The organism is Rhodobacter capsulatus, from assembly GCF_005144475.1.
GTDB lineage: Bacteria > Pseudomonadota > Alphaproteobacteria > Rhodobacterales > Rhodobacteraceae > Rhodobacter > Rhodobacter capsulatus_C.
Window position 1 is genome coordinate 1 of the sequence record NZ_SWJZ01000007.1, and the last position, 16,303, is coordinate 16,303.

Here is a 16,303-nt window from a genome sequence, read left to right on the forward strand (position 1 = left end):
CCCCCCGGTAAATTTTGGCCAACTACACGGGGGGGGGGGGGGCGAGTTTGCGGGACTCCGGAACCGCTGCGACGGCGCTTGCAATTTCCGGGCCGAGCCTGTCAGATGTGAGCCTTCGAAACGGGCCCGACGATGATCCGCTACACCCTGAAATGCGACAAGGAGCACAGCTTCGACAGCTGGTTCGCCTCGGCTGCGGCCTATGAGGCCCTGCAGGCGCGCGGCATGGTCAGCTGCACCATCTGCGGCTCGACCACGGTCGACAAGGCGCTGATGGCGCCCGCCGTGCGCCCGGCGCGCAAGGCCGCCGCCGCGCCCGCGGCCGAGGCGCCGCTGAGCGCGCCGCAGACCGGCCTCGAGGAAGCCTTTGCCGCGATGCGTCAGGCGGTCGAGGCGAATTCAGACTATGTGGGCGTCAATTTCGTCGCGGAAGCCCGCGCGATGCACGAGGGCGCCATGCCTGAACGGGCGATCCATGGCGAGGCCCGGCTTGAGGAGGCCAAGGCGCTTCTGGATGATGGTATCCCCGTGATGCCGCTGCCCTTTTTGCCCAAAAGGTCGCGGAATTGATTCAGGTCCTTGCGCTTGCCTGAAGGCTGGCCATGATGGCCGGACAGGAGGCGACCATGACAGTTCTCATCACCGGGGCGAACCGCGGCATCGGCGCCGCGCTTCTGGCCCATTACCGCCACACCGACACCGCGGCCTTCGGCACCGCGCGCAATCCCGAGGGCGATCTGCTGCCGCTCGACGTCACCCAGCCCGAGAGCGTCAAGGAATTGGCGCGGCGGCTGAACGGTCTGCCGATCGGGCTTCTGGTCTGCAATGCCGGGGTCTATGCCGATCTGGGGCAATCGCTGGAAAGCGGCTATGCGCCGATGCTTTGGGCGCGCAGTTTCTCGACCAACGTGATGGGCGTGTTCCTGACGATCCAGGCGCTGTTGCCGAACCTGCGCGCGGCGCATGGCAAGGTGGCGATCCTGTCTTCGGCGATGGGCTCGGATGCCCGCGCGCCGGGGGGCAGCTACATTTACCGGGCGTCCAAGGCGGCGGTGCTGAACCTGGGCCGCAATCTGGCCACCGATCTGCGCCCCGAGGGGATTGCGGTCGGCATCTATCACCCCGGCTGGGTCAAGACCGACATGGGCGGGCCGCAGGCCGAGATCACCGTGGCGCAATCGGTGGCCGGGCTGACGACGCGGTTCGACGCGCTCAACCTGACCAATTCGGGCTGTTTCGAAAGCTATGACGGGGCGGTGATTCCGTTCTGATCCGGCGGGGATCACCCCGCCAGCACCAGACGTCCGACCCGGCTGATCTCGGCCGCGATCTCGGCCACCAGCGTATCCAGCGCCGCGTTCCGCACCTTGCGGGCGCGGCGCACGACATAGCTCAGCCCGGGCGGCGGCGGCAGCGGCGGGCCGAGGATCTCCATTTCGGGGCGCAGATGCCGCGTCGACAGCAGCGCGACGCCCAGCCCCGCCGAGACCGCCGCGACGATCCCGGCGGCACTGGCGCATTCGAAGACGGTTTCCAGCGACACCCCGCCATCCTGCCCGATATCCTGCGCCCAGTGCCGGTAAAAGCAGTCGTCGTGAAAGGACAGGAACGGGATCGGCCCCGCCTCGGGCAGGGGCAGATCGCGGTGGCGGACCCACTGCAGATCCTCGCGCAGCAGCACCACATCGGTCGGCCGGACCTCGTGGTCGAAGACCTGCAGGATCGCCGCGTCGATCTCGCCCCGGTCCAGCAGCGCCCGCAGCGTCAGGCTCATCCGCACCTGGGCGCGCACGCTGACCTGCGGATGCAGGCGGCGGAACCGGCCGAGGATGCGGGCGAGATCGGTGCAGGTCGTGTCCTCGGTCAGGCCCAGCAGGATGCGGCCCGCAAGCGGCGTTTTCGACAGGCTCAGCAAAGCCTCGTCATGCAGGCCGAGGATGCGGGCGGCGTAATCGAGCAGCTCCGTGCCCGCGGCGGTGAACAGCGGCCCGCCGGGGCGGCGGGACAGCAGCGCGCTGCCCAGACTGGTTTCCAGCCGCCGGATCTTGTGGCTGACGGCCGATTGCGTCAGGCCGAGCGCCGCGGCGGCGCGGGTGACGGTGCCGTGATGGGCGATGGCGCGCAGCGCCCGCAGCGCGTCGATGTCAAGGCGGCGGGTGGAAAGGTCGGTCATGGCGGGCCTCATGGATCTGCGCCGATCCTGCCCCGGATGGCGGCGGCTGGCAAAGTCTTCTTTACAAACCGGCATGGAAATCATGTCGCCATCGAAATTTGTCATGTGCGTTTTGCCTGCGCTTCGCCGAGGAAGGGGAACCCGACACGAGGATACGATGACCGCAGCCGCGCTTTCCCTGCCCCGCCCCCTGCTTTGGCCGCTGATGGCGGCGGCGTTGGTGCTGAGCTGGAGTTCCGGGTTCATCGGCATCCGTTACGCCAGCGAAAGCGCCGGGGTGGGGCTGGTGCTGTTCTGGCGCACGCTGATGGCGGGGCTGATCCTGCTCCCCTTCGCGCTGACGCTGGGGCCGCGGATGAGCTGGCGCGGCATCGTTGCGCAATGCCTGTTCGGGGTGATGTCGGTGTTTCTGTATCTGGGCGGGTTCGCGCTGGCGATCGGCGCGCGGGTGCCGACGGGGACGGTGGCGCTGATTTCGGATCTGCTGCCGCTGGCCATCGCGGCGCTGTCGCAGCCGGTGCTGGGGGAACGCCTGTCGGCGCGGCAATGGCTGGGGACGGCGGTGGCGGTTCTGGGCGTGCTGATCGTCTCGGGCGACAGCCTGTCGGTGGGGACGGCGCCGCTCTGGGCCTATGGGCTCACGGTGGCCTCGATGCTGGTCTTTGCGCTGGCCTCGGTGGTGCTGAAGGCGCGCCCGGGGCTGCGGATGCCGCTGCACCAGAGCCTGTGTCTGCATTCGCTGACCGGGGCGGTGCTGTTCGGGCTTTGCACCGGCTGGCAGGGGTCGTTGAAACCGCCGCTGACGGTGCCTTTCGCGCTGGGCATCGGCTGGCTTGTCGTCTTCGGCACCTTTGCGGCTTACGGCATCTATTACACGATGTTGCGGCTTTACCCGGTCGCGCGGGTCTCGGCGGTGATCTATCTCAGCCCGCCGGTGACGATGCTCTGGGGCTGGGCGTTGTTCGGCGAGCCGCTGACGGCGACGATGGTCGCCGGGCTGGCGGTGACGCTCGCCGGGGTGATGCTGACGGTGCGGGGGTAGGGGCGCTGCGAGGCGGTCTTACCCGCCCGCCCGCAGCCCGGCTTCGAACCGCGCCAGTTCCGCCGCGCTTGGCCGCTTGCCGGTATAGACCTCGACATAATGCGCGATCCGCGCCAGCCGCGTGTCGAGCGTCTCATGCGTCTGCATCGAGATATAGCCGATCTGCACCAGATAGATCGTGCGCGCCCGGACGTCGGCATCCTCCGGCGCATGGCCCCAGCGCATCAGCAGCGCGGCCAAAGCCGCCAGCCGCTCGGCATCGGCCGCATGCAGATCCGCCGCCACCGCAGGATCGGCAAAGCCCCAGCTGCGCAGCGCGAATTCGAAACGCGCATCGAACCGGTCCGAGACGAACGCGGCCAGCAGGTTCAGCATCGCCTCGGTCTCGGTCTCGGCATAAGCCTTTGTCGCGGCAAGCAGAACCTCGGTCGTCACCGCCCGCCAACGGGCCCGCAGCGCGGCCAGCAGATCCTCGCGGTCGGGGAAGAACCAGTAAAACGAGGTCCGCGACAGGCCCAGTTTCTTCGCCAGGGCCAAGATCTTCACCGCCTCGACGCCGCCCGCGATCAGGGCGTCGCAGGCGGCCTCAAGCCACCCCTCGCGCGAGCCGCGCCAACCGCTGTCTTTTCCTTCCGTCATGCCGCAACCCTAGCCCGGGCCGCGACCGGGCTCAAGAAAATGTTCAGGGGTGATCCCAAACTTGACATGTGTGAACATTTCGCAAATCCTGCGCCCAGGAACCCCGGAGGCCTTGATGTCGAACGACCCGCTCTTGCAGCCCTTCACGCTGCGCCACCTGACTTTGCGCAACCGCATCCTGATCACCGCGCATGAGCCCGCCTATGCCGAGGACGGCATGCCGAAGGAACGCTACCGCGCCTATCATGTCGAACGGGCGCGGGCCGGGGTGGCGCTGACGATGACGGCGGGCTCGGCCTCGATTTCCCGCGACAGCCCGCCGGTCTTCAACAATATCCTGGCCTGGAAGGACGAGGTGGTGGGCTGGATGCGCCAGCTGGTTGACGAATGCCACGATCACGGCGCGGCGGTGATGATTCAACTCAGCCACCTTGGCCGTCGCACCCGCTGGGACAAGGCCGACTGGTTGCCGGTGGTGGCGCCCAGCCATGAGCGCGAGGCGGCGCATCGGGCCTTTCCGAAGCGGGCCGAGGACTGGGATCTCGACCGGATCAAGGGCGATTTCGCCGATGCGGCCGAGCGGATGAAGGCCGCGGGCGTCGACGGGATCGAGCTGGAGGCCTATGGCCATCTGCTCGAACAATTCTGGTCGCCGCTGACGAATGATCTGGAGGCCCCCTATGGCGGGTCACTGGAAAACCGGCTGCGCTTCACGATGGAGGTTCTGGGCGCGATCCGAGGCTGCTGCGGGCCGGATTTCATCGTCGGGCTGCGCTACACCGGCGATCAGGGCCTGCCCGGCGGCATGGACAAGGCCGAGGGGATGGTGCTGTCGAAACAGCTGCGCGATTCGGGGCTGGTGGATTTCCTCAACGTCGTGCGCGGCCATATCGACACCGACCCGGGGCTGACCGATCTGATCCCGATCCAGGGCATGCGCAACGCGCCGCATCTGGATTTCGCGGGCGAGATCCGGGCCGCGACCGGCTTTCCGACCTTTCATGCCGCGAAGATCCCCGATATCGCGACGGCGCGGCATGCGATCGCGTCGGGCAAGCTTGACATGGTGGGCATGACCCGGGCGCATCTGGCCGATCCGCATCTGGTTGCGAAGCTGATCGCGGGGCGCGAGGACGATATCCGCCCCTGTGTCGGCGCGAATTACTGCCTTGACCGGATCTATCAGGGCGGCATGGCGCTTTGCCTGCACAACCCGGCCACCGGGCGCGAATTGACCGAGCCGCAGGTGATCCTGCCTGCTTTGACGAAAAGGCGCGTCACCATTGTCGGCGCCGGGCCGGGGGGGCTGGAAGCCGCCCGCGTCGCAGCCGAGCGCGGCCATGCCGTCACCGTCTTCGAGGCCGCCGATCAGCCCGGCGGGCAGGTGCGGCTGACCGCGCTCGACCCGCGGCGGCGCGAGATGGCGGCGATCACCGACTGGCGCTATCAGCAATGCCTCAAGCGCGGGGTGACGTTTCATTTCAACAGCTTCGCCGAGGCTGAGGACGTGCTGGCCACCGATCCCGAGGAGGTGGTGATCGCCACCGGCGGCCTGCCGCATACCGAGGTTCTCAGCGCGGGCAATGATCTGGTGGTGTCGACCTGGGACATTCTCTCGGGCGCGGTGAAGCCCGGGCGCGAGGTGCTGGTCTTTGACGATGCGGGCGATCACGCCGGGCTGATGGCGGCCGATCTGCTCTCGGCCAGCGGTGCGAAGGTGGAGATCGTCACCCCCGACCGCGCCTTTGCGCCCGAGGTGATGGCGATGAACCTTGTGCCCTACATGCGGGCGCTGCAGGGGCGGGACACGACCTTCACCGTGACCTGGCGGCTGATCTCGGTCAGCCGCGCGGGCTACCGGCTGCAGGCGGTTCTGGGCAGCGATTACGGCCCGGTGACGCGGGGGCGCGAGGTCGATCAGGTGGTGGTGAACCACGGTACAAGGCCGCTCGACGCGCTGTATTTCGCGCTGAAGCCCTTGTCGTCGAACCTGGGCATCGTCGATTACGAGGCCTTGGCGACGGGCCGGCCGCAGACCGTGGCGGCGAACCCCGAGGGGCGGTTCCGGCTGCTGCGGATCGGCGATGCGGTGGCCGCGCGCAACACCCATGCGGCGATCTACGATGCGCTGCGGCTGATGAAGGACGTGTGAGCCGGTGGGGGCGGGCGGAGAAGGAAAGGCACTGCCTTTCCCCGCCCGCTTGCGGCCGCGCCGTGACGCGGGACCGGTGCGTCCTGCGCGACAGAGGCCAGCGTCCCGCCCCGGCGGGCGAGAAGCGCCCGCCGATGGCGGGGCGGGCGCTGGCCGAGGGCCTTTGGGCCCTCGGCGGTCAGGGGGCAAATGTCCCGCAGGGCCTCGGCGATGGCCTCGGCCAGATCAGGGGGTCACAGGTCGTGCCAAAGCCCCAGCGCCCCCAGCCGCGGCGATTTCTTCGACGTGTGCCGGTCCATCCGCATCAACACGTCGCGCAGGAACGTCACCGCCTGCACCAGATGCGGCCCCTTGTTCAGCATCACGCATTCGGCGCGCTGGCTCATCGCGGCATCGGTCATCTCGGCCCGGCTGGCCTGACCTTCCTTGACCATGCCCTCCAGCACCTGCGTTGCCCAGACGACGGGAACCTCGGCGGCCTCGCACAGCCACAGCACCTCTTCCTGAATCTCGCTCAGCCGCTCGAAGCCGATCTCCACCGCCAGATCGCCGCGCGCGATCATCGCGCCCACCGGCACCCGCCCGCCCGCTTCGACGATCAGCGCGGGCAGATTGCGCAGCGCGAGCGGCGTCTCGATCTTCAGCATCAGCGCCGGCCAGTCGCGCGCGGTGCCGCCGTCCGACCGCGCATCCAGTTCCGCAAACAGCGCCCGCAGATCGGTGCCGGTCTGCACGAAGGAAAAGCCCAGAATGTCGGCATGGCACAAAACGAAATCGAGATGCCCCAGATCCGCCTCGGTCAGCGCGGGCACGCGCAGATCGACGCCGGGCAGGTTCACGCCCTTTTCGATCTTGATCTTCGCGCCCTTCGACGGCGTCGAGGTCACCTCGGCCAGCACCTTGCCGGGCCGCACCTTGAGGATCTTTGCCCGCAGCTTGCCATCGTTGATCCAGATCGCGCCGCCCTCGGCCATCGCCTCCATCAGCGCCGGATGCGAAAGCCGCACCTGCGGCAGATCGGCGTCATGGCCGAGCGTCTCGACCACTTCGAAGCGATCGCCCTCGAACAGCCGCCCGGTCTCCTCGACGTTTTCCGAAAGCGCCTCGACCCGCAGCTTCGGGCCTTCGATATCCATCTGCACCGGCACCCGCCGCCCGGCCTTCATCGCGGCATGGCGGACCTGACCGATCATCGCCGCCCAGACATCGGGGTTGTCATGCGCGCAGTTGATCCGCACGCAATCCGCCCCGGCCGCGATCAGCGCGCCGACCAGATCGGGGTTCACCGCCGCCTCGGTCGGCAGCGTCACCATCACCCGCGAGCGCGGCGCCTCGCGCCGGGCGCCAAACAGCGCATCGCGCCGCGCGGCCAGACGCGCCGGGCCCGCGGCAAAGGTTTCCACCGTCGGATAGCTTGCGATCCCCTCCCCGCCGATCATCGCCAGGGACGCCAGAACCGCATCGATCGAGGGGCGCACATGCGCCTCGGCCCGACCCAGGGACGACAGGCCAAGCGAGGCCAAGGGCGCCTGAAACGGCACCAGATCGCCGCGCCGCAGCGCCAGATAATCGGCCAGATTGCGCGCCGAGGGCAGGAATTCCGGCCGCCGCACCAGACCCTCCCAGCCCTCCATCGTCGCATCCGACCGCCGCACCAGATCGTCGCGCAAAGCCTCCAGCGCCCGTTGCAGCCCACGCGCCTGCGCCCGCCTTTCGCGGTATTCGACCTCATCGAGACTCATCACATCCTCCTGCCCTGATCGGGGCAAGCTTGCCCGGCCTGCATGACAGGGAAATGACGGGGCCATGACAGCCCCCGCAGGCGTTTCGCCGCAGGCAAACCCTTGCAAGCTTCGCCCCCTTCCGATAGCAGAAGCGCGACGCCGGACACAGGGTCCGGACCAGAATTGGGGGGGAAGATGCCGCTTCTCGTGATGAAATTCGGCGGCACCTCGGTGGCGGACCTCGACCGCATCGCGAATGCGGCGGCCAAGGTGAAGCGCGAGGTCGACCGTGGCTACGATGTCATCGTGATCGTCTCGGCGATGTCGGGCAAGACGAACGAGCTTGTCGGCTGGGTCGAGGGCACATCGCCCCTTTATGATGCCCGCGAATATGACGCCGTCGTCGCCAGTGGTGAAAACGTCACCGCCGGTCTGATGGCGCTGCGGCTGCAGGAAATGGGCATCCCGGCGCGCAGCTGGCAGGGTTGGCAGGTGCCGATCAACACCACCTCGGCGCATGGGTCGGCCCGGTTCAAATCGATCCCGCGCGAGAATATCGACGCGAAATTCGCCGAAGGCATGAAGGTCGCGGTCGTTGCCGGTTTCCAGGGCCTCTCGGCGGAAAACCGCATCACCACGCTGGGTCGCGGCGGGTCCGACACGACCGCGGTGGCCTTTGCCGCCGCTTTCGCCGCCGAGCGCTGCGACATCTACACCGATGTCGATGGCGTCTACACGACCGATCCGCGGATCAGCTCGAAGGCGCGCAAGCTTGACAAGATCGCCTTCGAGGAAATGCTCGAACTGGCCAGCCTTGGCGCCAAGGTGCTGCAAACGCGGTCGGTGGAACTGGCGATGCGCTTTGGCGTGCGGCTGCGGGTGCTGTCTTCGTTCGAGGACACCGACGAAACTTCAGGAACCCTTGTCTGCGGGGAGGATGAAATCATGGAATCGAAAGTCGTCTCGGGGGTCGCCTATTCGCGCGACGAGGCCAAGATCACCCTCTTCACCATCGAAGACCGTCCGGGCGTCGCGCAGGCGATCTTCGGGCCGCTGGCCGAGGCCGGCGTGAACGTCGACATGATCGTGCAGAATATCTCGGAAAAGGACTATGACGACAACCACCCGGGCGCCGTCACCGACATGACCTTTTCCTGCCCGATCAATCAGGTCGCGCGCGCGCAAAAGGCGCTCGAAGATGCCAAGACCGCGGGCAAGATCAAATATGACGAGCTGATCATCGACACCGATGTCGCCAAGGTCTCGGTCGTCGGCATCGGCATGCGCTCGCAGGTCGGCGTCGCCGCGCGCACCTTTGAAGCGCTTGCCGCCGAAAACATCAACATCAAGGTGATCTCGACTTCCGAGATCAAGATTTCCGTGCTGATCGATCGGAAATATATGGAACTGGCCGTGCAGGCCCTCCATGATGCATTCGAGTTGGAGAAGGCCTGACACTCGGTTCAGGCCTCTAGAAACGGGGGCGGCAAGGCCATGGTGGATCGCAGCGAAAGTGACAGCCGCACGCTGTTGCGCCGGTTGCGTGACACGCTGGCCACCCCCGGCGGCGGTCAGGACCGGCTGGACCGGATCACCCATCTGATCGCCCATTCGATGCGGACGCAGGTCTGCTCGATCTATCTGTTCCGCGACCCGGAAACGCTGGAGCTTTGCGCCACCGAGGGTCTGAACCCCGAGGCGGTGCACAAGACCCGGATGCGGCTGGGCGAGGGGCTGGTGGGCCGCGTCGCCCGCACCGGCCAGCCCGCCAATACCGCCAATGCCCCCGCCGAGCCCGGTTTCCGCTACATGCCGGAAACCGGCGAGGAAATCTATTCCAGCTTCCTTGGCGTGCCGATCCAGCGCGTCGGCGAAAAGCTGGGCGTGCTGGTCGTGCAATCGCGCGAGGCGCGGCTGTTCTCGGATGACGAGGTTTACGGGCTCGAAGTCGTCGCGATGGTGCTGGCCGAAATGACCGAACTGGGCGCCTTTACCGGCGATCAGGGCGGCATCGGCGCGGCGCATCGCTTCCCCGTCATGTTCCGCGGCTCGACGGGCCAGGAAGGCGCGGCCGAGGGCCGGGTCTGGCTGCACGAGCCGCGCGTTGTCGTGACCAACCCGGTCGGCGATGATCCCGATGCGGAAAAGGCGCGGCTCGACGAGGCGGTCTCGACGCTGCAGGCGCAGATTGACGACATGCTGATCGGCTCGGCCAGCATGGACAAGGAACAGCGGCAGGTTCTGGAAGCCTACAAGATGCTGGCCCATTCGCGCGGCTGGGTGCGCCGGATGAGCGAGGACATCGACCTTGGCCTGTCCGCCGAAGCCGCGGTGGAAAAGGAACAATCGACGGCGCGGGCGCGGCTGGAACAATCCACCGATGCCTATCTGCGCGAACGGCTGCACGACCTTGATGACCTGTCGAACCGGCTGCTGCGGCTGCTGACCGGGCAGGGCAAGGACACCGGGGCGGAACTGCCGGAAAACCCGGTGCTGGTGGCGCGCAACATCGGCCCGGCCGAATTGCTGGATTACGGCCGCAAGCTCAAGGGGGTGGTGCTGGAAGAGGGCTCGGTCGGCAGCCATGCCGCGATCGTCGCCCGGGCGCTGGCGATTCCGCTGGTGATCCATGCGGCGCGGCTCACCAACGAGGCGCTGAACGGCGATCCGATTCTGGTCGACGGCGATCAGGGCATCGTGCACCTGCGCCCCGAGGAAACCGTGGCCGCCGCCTTCCGCGACAAGATCGCGATGCAGGCCGAGGCGCAGAAACGCTATGCCGATCTGCGCAACCAGCCCGCGGTGGACCGGGCGGGCAACCGGGTCAGCCTGATGATGAATGCCGGGCTGATGGCGGATCTGCCCTCGCTCAAGGGCTCGGGCGCCGATGGCGTCGGGCTGTTTCGCACCGAGTTGCAGTTCCTGATCCGCTCGCGCGTGCCGCGGCGGGGCGAATTGGCGGCGCTTTACAAGCGGGTGATCGATGCGGCGCAGGGCGCCAAGGTGCAGTTCCGCACCCTCGACATCGGCTCGGACAAGGTGCTGCCCTACATGAAGCCGCAGGAGGAGCCGAACCCGGCGATGGGCTGGCGGGCGATCCGGCTTGGCCTCGACAAGCCCGGCGTGCTGCGGATGCAGCTGCAGGCGCTGATCCGCGCCTCCGAGGGGCGGCCGCTCTCGGTGATGTTCCCCTTTGTCGCCACGCCCGACGAATTCAACGCGGCGAAAGCCACGCTTCTGCGCGAAATCGACCGCGAGGCCACTTTGGGCCGTCCGGTGCCCTCGGATCTGCGGGTGGGGGCGATGCTGGAAACGCCGTCGCTTGCCTTTGCGCCCGACAGTTTCTTTGCCGGCTGCGATTTCATCTCGATCGGCGGCAATGACCTGAAGCAGTTCTTCTTTGCCGCCGACCGCGAAAACGAACGCGTGCGGCGGCGCTACGACACGCTGGATGTCAGCTTCCTGGGCTTCATCGAGCAGATCATCGGCCGCTGCACCGCCAGCGACACCGCGCTCAGTTTCTGCGGCGAGGATGCGGGCCGCCCGATCGAGGCGCTGACCTTCGCGGCGCTGGGCATCCGCAAGCTGTCGATGCGCCCGGCCTCGATCGGGCCGGTCAAGCATCTGTTGCGCCGGGCCGATCTGACCGAGCTGAAAGCGGTGATCGACGCCGCGCGGGCGAGCGGCGTGCAGACCGTCCGCCCGGCGGTCACCGCCTATCTCGCCGGGCTGCAGGGCTGAGACCCCGCGGCGCGCGGCTCAGCCCATCGCGCGGATTTCGCGCAGCAGGTTGCCGTTGCCGCACCAGTCCGGGGCCGAGCCGCGTTCCTCGGAATGTTCCGACAGATAGGCCAGGCAGCCCTCCGACCCGGCGCAGCAGCGGCAGCGGTTGATCATCTGCGCGAAATCCGCCTGTGTCAGCAGCCCCTCGTGCATCGCCTCGGTGATGTTCACCCCCATCCGGCGGCCCATGCCGCGGGCGATCCAGAAATACAGATCGATATTGCCCTGAATGCCCATCATTTCTCTCCTTCGGCGTCGGCGGGAACCTGATCCGTGGTCAGCGCCGCCCGCAGGCGGGCCATCATCTCGCGATTGGTGCAATAGTCCGGCGCCTCGGCCGCGGGCGTCGCGCGTCCGGTGTCGTCGTCATGCTCCGACAGCCAGTGCAGGCAGTCGGTCGGCTCCGGGCAATCGGAACAGCGCACCACCGCCTCGCGCCAGTCTTCGCCGCCCAGCTTTCCCTGCAGCATCATCTCGGTCAGATTGACGCCAAGCGCCTGCGCCATGCGGTTCATCAGGGCGGCATGCCGATTGAGGGTCTTCCGTCCGTGCATAAGCAATTCCTTGTTCCGGGCAGGGTCGCACAAATCATCTGCCACGGGTGTCGAATTGCCATGATTCAGATCAATCTTTGCGCGAGGCGCCGGGTGTTGCCGCTCGCGCAATCGGATATGCCGGGGAAACGGGCAGCCTGCGGATCAAAAGCCGCGGAAGGTGCCCCTGCGCAGCGCGGTGGCAACCCGGTGCACGATGGCGATCCGCTCGCCATTGGCCGGATGGGTGCCCAGAAAACTGTGCCCGGGATCGGGCAGGCGGGTGAAGAACAGCGCCCCGCGTTCCGGGTCGTAGCCCGCGTTCCAGGCGATCACCGTGCCCAGCGCATCGGCCTGCAATTCGTAATCCTTGGAATAGGCCCGCGCGCCCATTTCCGCGCCGAAATCGCGCGCCTGCGCGACGCCGTCGGCATCCGCCCCCGAGGCCGCCGCCAAGGCCCCCAGAATCAGCGCGCCCTTGGACGCATCCGAGCTTTTCTGCTCCAGATGCCCCAGGATGTAATGCGCCGCCTCATGGCCCATGACGAAGGCCAGCTCGTCGCGGTTGCGAGCCTCGGCGATCAGCGCGAGGTTGAAGGCGACGATCGGACGGCCGCGGTCGTCCAGCGTCTGAAAGGCATTCGGCTGCGGCTCGGGGCGTTCGTCGACCATCACCTGATAGTCGCAATTGCGCCGCCCGTGCGAGCGCGCCAGACATTCGCTTTCGATCCGCGGTTCCATGTCCTGCGCCACGGCGAGGAAATTCGCCGCTGCCGTCCGCGCATCGGGGCCGGTTTCCACCGTCACCACCGGCGGCTTCGGCCGCGGCAGCGATGCGCCATCCACCCCGGAATGCGGGGTGTCACAGGCGGCCAGCGCCAGCGGCAGGGCAAGAACGGCAAGGAAGCGGCGCGGCATGGATCGCAGGCCCGGAACAAACTGTGACGCGATAGTAACGGGGCTGACCGCGGGTGCAATCACCTTCGGCCAGATCACCGAAATGTTTGCCCTTTTCGTGCTTCGCCCGCCGCGCTAGCATGCCGCCATGTTCACCATCGAGCACGAATTCGACGCCACCGTGATCACCCTCGTCGACGAGGGGGACGATCCCCGCGACTATCTGCAGGAAGACATCACCATCCAGTCCTTCGAGGATTGCGTGGTGGTCGAGCAACTCGACGAGACCACCGATACGGTGGTGCGCGTGGTGTTCTCGCATGCGCAGCTGCGCGAACTAGCCGCCGCCCTTGACCTGCCCGAAGGGGTCTATCGGTTGCAGTCAAAGCCCCAGGCCTGAGCCCGGCCCCGCCCGCGCAAGGGCGTATTTTTGCCAAGAAGAAACGATGCGGTTTCTTCTTGGTGCAAATACGCCGGGGGTCCGGGGGCAGCGCCCCCGGCCTTTGTCACACCGCGATATTGTCGATCAGCCGCACATCGCCCAGGTAAACCGCGGCCAGCATCCGCGCCGGTTCCGACAGCTCGGTCATCGGCCGCAGCCCCTCGGCGCTGCGCAGGTCAAGATAATCCCAGGTGCCGAAGCCCGCCGCGCTGATCGCGGTCTTCGTGGCCTGCAGCGTCGCGGCCACCGGGGCCCCGGCGCGGATCGCCGCCGCCGCTGCCTGCATTTCCGCATGCAGCCGCGGCGCCACGGCGCGCTGCTCCGGGCTCAGCCGCACATTGCGCGAGGACATCGCCAGACCGTCGTCCTCGCGGATGGTGGGGCAGGGGATGATGCGGATCGGCACGTTCAGATCCTCGACCATACGCTTGACCACCTGCACCTGCTGCCAGTCCTTCTCGCCAAAGAAGGCGCGGCCCGCCTGGGTCATGCCGAAAAGCTTCGTCACCACCGTCGCCACGCCTTCGAAATGGCCGGGGCGGAAGGCGCCTTCCAGCGGCTCGGACACGCCCGAGACGGCGACCACGGTGGCGAAACCGTCCGGATAGACCTCGTGCACGCCCGGCGCAAAAAGCACATCCGCCCCCTCGGCCTCGAGCAGCGCCAGATCGTGATCCTCGTCGCGCGGATATTTCTCCAGATCGTCCTTGTTGTTGAACTGCATCGGGTTGACGAAGACCGTCACGATCACCCGGTCGGAGTGCTTGCGGGCCTCGCGCACCAGGCTCATGTGGCCGTCATGCAGCGCCCCCATCGTCGGCACGACGCCGACCAGCATCCCCGAGCGCTTCCAGGTCGCCACCTTCTCGCGCAGTTCGGCCGAGGTGCGGATCACTTGCGTCATTTCTTCACCTCGTCGAAGAAGGAATATTCCGGGGCGGGGAAGGCCCGGCTGCGGACCTCGGCGGCATAGGCGGCCACGGCCTCGGCGGCGGTACGGCCCAGCTCTGCGTAGCGCTTGACGAATTTCGGCCGGAAATCGGTGAACAGGCCCAGCATGTCGTCGATCACCAGCACCTGACCGTCGCAATCGACCCCGGCGCCGATGCCGATCGTCGGAATCGCGATCATCGCCGAAATCTCGCCCGCCAGTTCCGCAGGCACCTTTTCCAGCACCACCGAGAAGGCCCCGGCCTCGCTCACCGCCAGCGCATCGGCCTTCAGCCGGTCGGCATCGGCGCCGCGGCCCTGCACCTTGTAACCGCCCAGAGTGTTCACCGATTGCGGCGTCAGCCCGATATGCGCCATCACCGGGATGCCGCGCGCCACCAGAAAGGCGATCGTCTCGGCCATGTGCACGCCGCCTTCCAGCTTCACCGCGCCCGCCCCGGTTTCCGCCATGAGCCGGGCCGCGTTGCGGAAGGCCTGCTCCGGCCCTTCCTCGTAGCTGCCAAAGGGCATGTCGATCGCGACCAGCGCCCGATCCGCGCCGCGCATCACCGCGCGGCCGTGCAGGATCATCATCTCCATCGTCACGCCCAGCGTCGAGGGCAGGCCATGCAGCACCATGCCGACCGAATCGCCCACCAGCAGCACGTCGCAGGCCGGATCGGCCAGCCGCGCGACGGGCGTCGTATAGGCGGTCAGCACCACCACCGGCGCCTTGCCCTTCAGCGCCAGAATATCCGAAGGCATCAGCCGTTTCAGGCTTGCGGTCGCACTCATGCTTACCTCCCTCTCTCTCGCGCGCTTCCTACCCGTTCCATTCGGTAAATGCAAAGTGACAACGCCGCGATGCAGCATCCGCCGCAGCCGCAAGCCGGGCCGTCGCGCCTGTTTCACCTTGGGGGAAATATCCGGGGGTCCGGGGCAGAGCCCCGGCCGCCCGAGGCCGGCGTGACCGGCCCGCCAGGGGCCGGGTTTCGGCCCGTCCGGTCAGTTTCCGGCCCCGGCCTTCCGCGCGGCCGCGACCGCGGCGGCGTGCTGCTGCGCTTCCAGCACCGCCGGATCGGTGATCTGACCGGCGGCCCAGGCGGCGTCATCGGCGGCGATCAGCGCCACCTCGGCCTCGGGCACGACATAGCCGGTGTGCAGCTCATGCATCGGCCCTTCCAGCTCCAGGCTTTCGGCGAGGCTGCGGACCTTGACCCGCGTTCCCAGCGGCGCCTCGTCGAACATGTCGATGATGTCCTGGTTGAACAGCCGGATGCAGCCCGCCGAGGTGGCCTTGCCGATGGAACTCGGGTCCATCGTGCCATGGATGCGGTAATAGGTGTCGCCGCCGTTGCGATAGAGATACAGCGCCCGCGCGCCGAGCGGGTTGTCGAGCCCGCCCGCAAGCCCGCCCGCCAGCGGCCCGTAAAGCGCCGGATCGGCGCGGACCATCCGCGCGGTGGGTTGCCAGGACGGGTATTCTTCCTTCCGCCCGACCACCGCCGCGCCGGAAAAGCCCCGGCCCGCCTTGCCGACGGCAATGCCGAAGCGCATCGCCTTGCCCGGTTCGACGACGTGGTAAAGCACCCGCGCATAGGGGTCGATGACGATCGTGTCCTTGCCCTCGGAACCGGCATAGTCGACCCAGCGGCGGCGGTTGCGTTCCGTCAGATAGACCGGGTTCACCGCGGGCACGACGCGGTCGCCGTCGGGGCGGGCCTGATATTCGGGCGGCACCCCCCGCAGCGACGGGGCGCCTGCCGCCTTGGGATCGGCGGCGCAGCCCGCCAGCAGCGCAAGGGTCAAAACGCCCGCAAGCGGGGCACGGAAGGCAAGCGGAAGACGGGACACGGGGCAGCACCTGTCGTGAAATGAGCGAATCCCCGCGTCAGCGGAGCGTATGAGCGTCGATCAGGGGGTGGTGCCGCCCCAAGGTCAAGCCCTCGCGTGGTTGTGATCGCGAAAACCGTGAAATTTCCGCTCTC

At 67.6% G+C, this 16,303-nt stretch carries 16 protein-coding genes; 7 read left to right on the forward strand and 9 right to left on the reverse strand.

Annotated elements, in window-relative coordinates:
* Window positions 1-132: 132 nt before the first annotated feature.
* Together FBT96_RS00910 and FBT96_RS00915 are read left to right on the forward strand one after the other, a co-directional pair.
* Entirely contained in the window at window positions 133-570 is a 438-nt protein-coding gene (locus FBT96_RS00910; protein ID WP_136904525.1) for a DUF1178 family protein, read from the forward strand.
* Between the two features lie 56 nt (window positions 571-626).
* Window positions 627-1,271: an SDR family oxidoreductase gene (locus FBT96_RS00915; protein WP_136904526.1), complete on the forward strand. Its 645-nt coding sequence runs from the start codon at window positions 627-629 to the stop codon at window positions 1,269-1,271.
* 11 nt (window positions 1,272-1,282) lie between these two features.
* Here FBT96_RS00915 and FBT96_RS00920 read toward each other — a convergent pair whose 3' ends face one another.
* Window positions 1,283-2,173, reverse strand: a complete 891-nt coding sequence (locus FBT96_RS00920; protein ID WP_136904527.1) for a LysR family transcriptional regulator — start codon at window positions 2,171-2,173, stop codon at window positions 1,283-1,285.
* A gap of 157 nt (window positions 2,174-2,330) precedes the next feature.
* Between FBT96_RS00920 and FBT96_RS00925 the strand changes: the two genes are divergently transcribed.
* On the forward strand, window positions 2,331-3,215 hold the full coding sequence (locus FBT96_RS00925) for a DMT family transporter (protein ID WP_136904528.1): 885 nt from the start codon (window positions 2,331-2,333) through the stop codon (window positions 3,213-3,215).
* 18 nt (window positions 3,216-3,233) lie between these two features.
* Here FBT96_RS00925 and FBT96_RS00930 read toward each other — a convergent pair whose 3' ends face one another.
* Window positions 3,234-3,854, reverse strand: coding sequence for a TetR/AcrR family transcriptional regulator (locus tag FBT96_RS00930; protein WP_136904529.1), 621 nt, complete (start codon window positions 3,852-3,854; stop codon window positions 3,234-3,236).
* Window positions 3,855-3,969: 115 nt separating this feature from the next.
* On the opposite strand from FBT96_RS00930, the gene FBT96_RS00935 reads away from it, so the two are divergent.
* On the forward strand, window positions 3,970-6,006 hold the full coding sequence (locus FBT96_RS00935; RefSeq protein WP_136904530.1) for an NADH:flavin oxidoreductase: 2,037 nt from the start codon (window positions 3,970-3,972) through the stop codon (window positions 6,004-6,006).
* 233 nt (window positions 6,007-6,239) lie between these two features.
* On the opposite strand, the gene FBT96_RS00940 is transcribed toward FBT96_RS00935, so the two are convergent.
* Window positions 6,240-7,748 (reverse strand): pyruvate kinase, encoded by a 1,509-nt coding sequence (locus tag FBT96_RS00940; RefSeq protein ID WP_136904531.1) that lies wholly within the window; start codon window positions 7,746-7,748, stop codon window positions 6,240-6,242.
* Between the two features lie 177 nt (window positions 7,749-7,925).
* Between FBT96_RS00940 and FBT96_RS00945 the strand changes: the two genes are divergently transcribed.
* Both FBT96_RS00945 and ptsP read left to right on the forward strand, forming a co-directional pair.
* Entirely contained in the window at window positions 7,926-9,185 is a 1,260-nt protein-coding gene (locus FBT96_RS00945; protein ID WP_136904532.1) for an aspartate kinase, read from the forward strand.
* A 39-nt stretch (window positions 9,186-9,224) separates the two neighbouring features.
* Window positions 9,225-11,471, forward strand: coding sequence for a phosphoenolpyruvate--protein phosphotransferase (ptsP, locus tag FBT96_RS00950; protein WP_136904533.1), 2,247 nt, complete (start codon window positions 9,225-9,227; stop codon window positions 11,469-11,471).
* 18 nt (window positions 11,472-11,489) lie between these two features.
* On the opposite strand, the gene FBT96_RS00955 is transcribed toward ptsP, so the two are convergent.
* From FBT96_RS00955 to FBT96_RS00965, 3 genes are all read right to left on the reverse strand, one after another.
* The gene (locus tag FBT96_RS00955; RefSeq protein ID WP_136904534.1) at window positions 11,490-11,750 is read right to left on the reverse strand and encodes a DUF6455 family protein; all 261 of its coding nucleotides are present in this window, start codon (window positions 11,748-11,750) and stop codon (window positions 11,490-11,492) included.
* Window positions 11,750-12,067, reverse strand: a complete 318-nt coding sequence (locus tag FBT96_RS00960; protein ID WP_136904535.1) for a DUF6455 family protein — start codon at window positions 12,065-12,067, stop codon at window positions 11,750-11,752. Before FBT96_RS00960 ends, FBT96_RS00955 begins: the two co-directional genes overlap by 1 nt.
* 144 nt (window positions 12,068-12,211) lie before the next feature.
* Window positions 12,212-12,964, reverse strand: coding sequence for a M48 family metallopeptidase (locus FBT96_RS00965; RefSeq protein WP_136904536.1), 753 nt, complete (start codon window positions 12,962-12,964; stop codon window positions 12,212-12,214).
* Between the two features lie 127 nt (window positions 12,965-13,091).
* Here FBT96_RS00965 and FBT96_RS00970 point away from each other — a divergent pair, with 127 nt between their 5' ends.
* Window positions 13,092-13,343 (forward strand): hypothetical protein, encoded by a 252-nt coding sequence (locus FBT96_RS00970; RefSeq protein ID WP_055211773.1) that lies wholly within the window; start codon window positions 13,092-13,094, stop codon window positions 13,341-13,343.
* A 106-nt stretch (window positions 13,344-13,449) separates the two neighbouring features.
* Here the strand turns inward: FBT96_RS00970 and panC are convergent, their stop codons facing one another.
* The 3 genes from panC to FBT96_RS00985 all read right to left on the reverse strand — a co-directional run bounded on the left by panC (window position 13,450) and on the right by FBT96_RS00985 (window position 16,169).
* Window positions 13,450-14,289 carry a pantoate--beta-alanine ligase gene (gene panC / locus FBT96_RS00975; RefSeq protein ID WP_136904537.1) on the reverse strand — a complete coding sequence of 280 codons (840 nt, stop codon included), beginning with the start codon at window positions 14,287-14,289 and terminating at the stop codon, window positions 13,450-13,452.
* The gene (gene panB / locus FBT96_RS00980; protein WP_136904538.1) at window positions 14,286-15,110 is read right to left on the reverse strand and encodes a 3-methyl-2-oxobutanoate hydroxymethyltransferase; all 825 of its coding nucleotides are present in this window, start codon (window positions 15,108-15,110) and stop codon (window positions 14,286-14,288) included. The genes panC and panB overlap by 4 nt, the downstream gene beginning before the upstream one ends.
* Window positions 15,111-15,320: 210 nt before the next feature.
* A complete protein-coding gene (locus FBT96_RS00985) occupies window positions 15,321-16,169 on the reverse strand; it encodes a L,D-transpeptidase (RefSeq protein WP_136904539.1) in 849 nt (282 codons plus the stop codon).
* Window positions 16,170-16,303 lie beyond the last annotated feature (134 nt).

Bases quoted from the DNA above. Each gene is read 5' to 3' on its own strand.
- panC (WP_136904537.1), bottom strand. From the start codon at position 14,289: ATGACGCAAGTGATCCGCACCTCGGCCGAACTGCGCGAGAAGGTGGCG.
- FBT96_RS00935 (WP_136904530.1), top strand. From the start codon at position 3,970: ATGTCGAACGACCCGCTCTTGCAGCCCTTCACGCTGCGCCACCTGACT.
- panB (WP_136904538.1), bottom strand. From the start codon at position 15,110: ATGAGTGCGACCGCAAGCCTGAAACGGCTGATGCCTTCGGATATTCTG.
- FBT96_RS00920 (WP_136904527.1), bottom strand. From the start codon at position 2,173: ATGACCGACCTTTCCACCCGCCGCCTTGACATCGACGCGCTGCGGGCG.
- ptsP (WP_136904533.1), top strand. From the start codon at position 9,225: ATGGTGGATCGCAGCGAAAGTGACAGCCGCACGCTGTTGCGCCGGTTG.
- FBT96_RS00930 (WP_136904529.1), bottom strand. From the start codon at position 3,854: ATGACGGAAGGAAAAGACAGCGGTTGGCGCGGCTCGCGCGAGGGGTGG.
- FBT96_RS00955 (WP_136904534.1), bottom strand. From the start codon at position 11,750: ATGGGCATTCAGGGCAATATCGATCTGTATTTCTGGATCGCCCGCGGC.
- FBT96_RS00915 (WP_136904526.1), top strand. From the start codon at position 627: ATGACAGTTCTCATCACCGGGGCGAACCGCGGCATCGGCGCCGCGCTT.
- FBT96_RS00910 (WP_136904525.1), top strand. From the start codon at position 133: ATGATCCGCTACACCCTGAAATGCGACAAGGAGCACAGCTTCGACAGC.
- FBT96_RS00965 (WP_136904536.1), bottom strand. From the start codon at position 12,964: ATGCCGCGCCGCTTCCTTGCCGTTCTTGCCCTGCCGCTGGCGCTGGCC.
- FBT96_RS00970 (WP_055211773.1), top strand. From the start codon at position 13,092: ATGTTCACCATCGAGCACGAATTCGACGCCACCGTGATCACCCTCGTC.
- FBT96_RS00960 (WP_136904535.1), bottom strand. From the start codon at position 12,067: ATGCACGGACGGAAGACCCTCAATCGGCATGCCGCCCTGATGAACCGC.
- FBT96_RS00925 (WP_136904528.1), top strand. From the start codon at position 2,331: ATGACCGCAGCCGCGCTTTCCCTGCCCCGCCCCCTGCTTTGGCCGCTG.
- FBT96_RS00940 (WP_136904531.1), bottom strand. From the start codon at position 7,748: ATGAGTCTCGATGAGGTCGAATACCGCGAAAGGCGGGCGCAGGCGCGT.
- FBT96_RS00945 (WP_136904532.1), top strand. From the start codon at position 7,926: ATGCCGCTTCTCGTGATGAAATTCGGCGGCACCTCGGTGGCGGACCTC.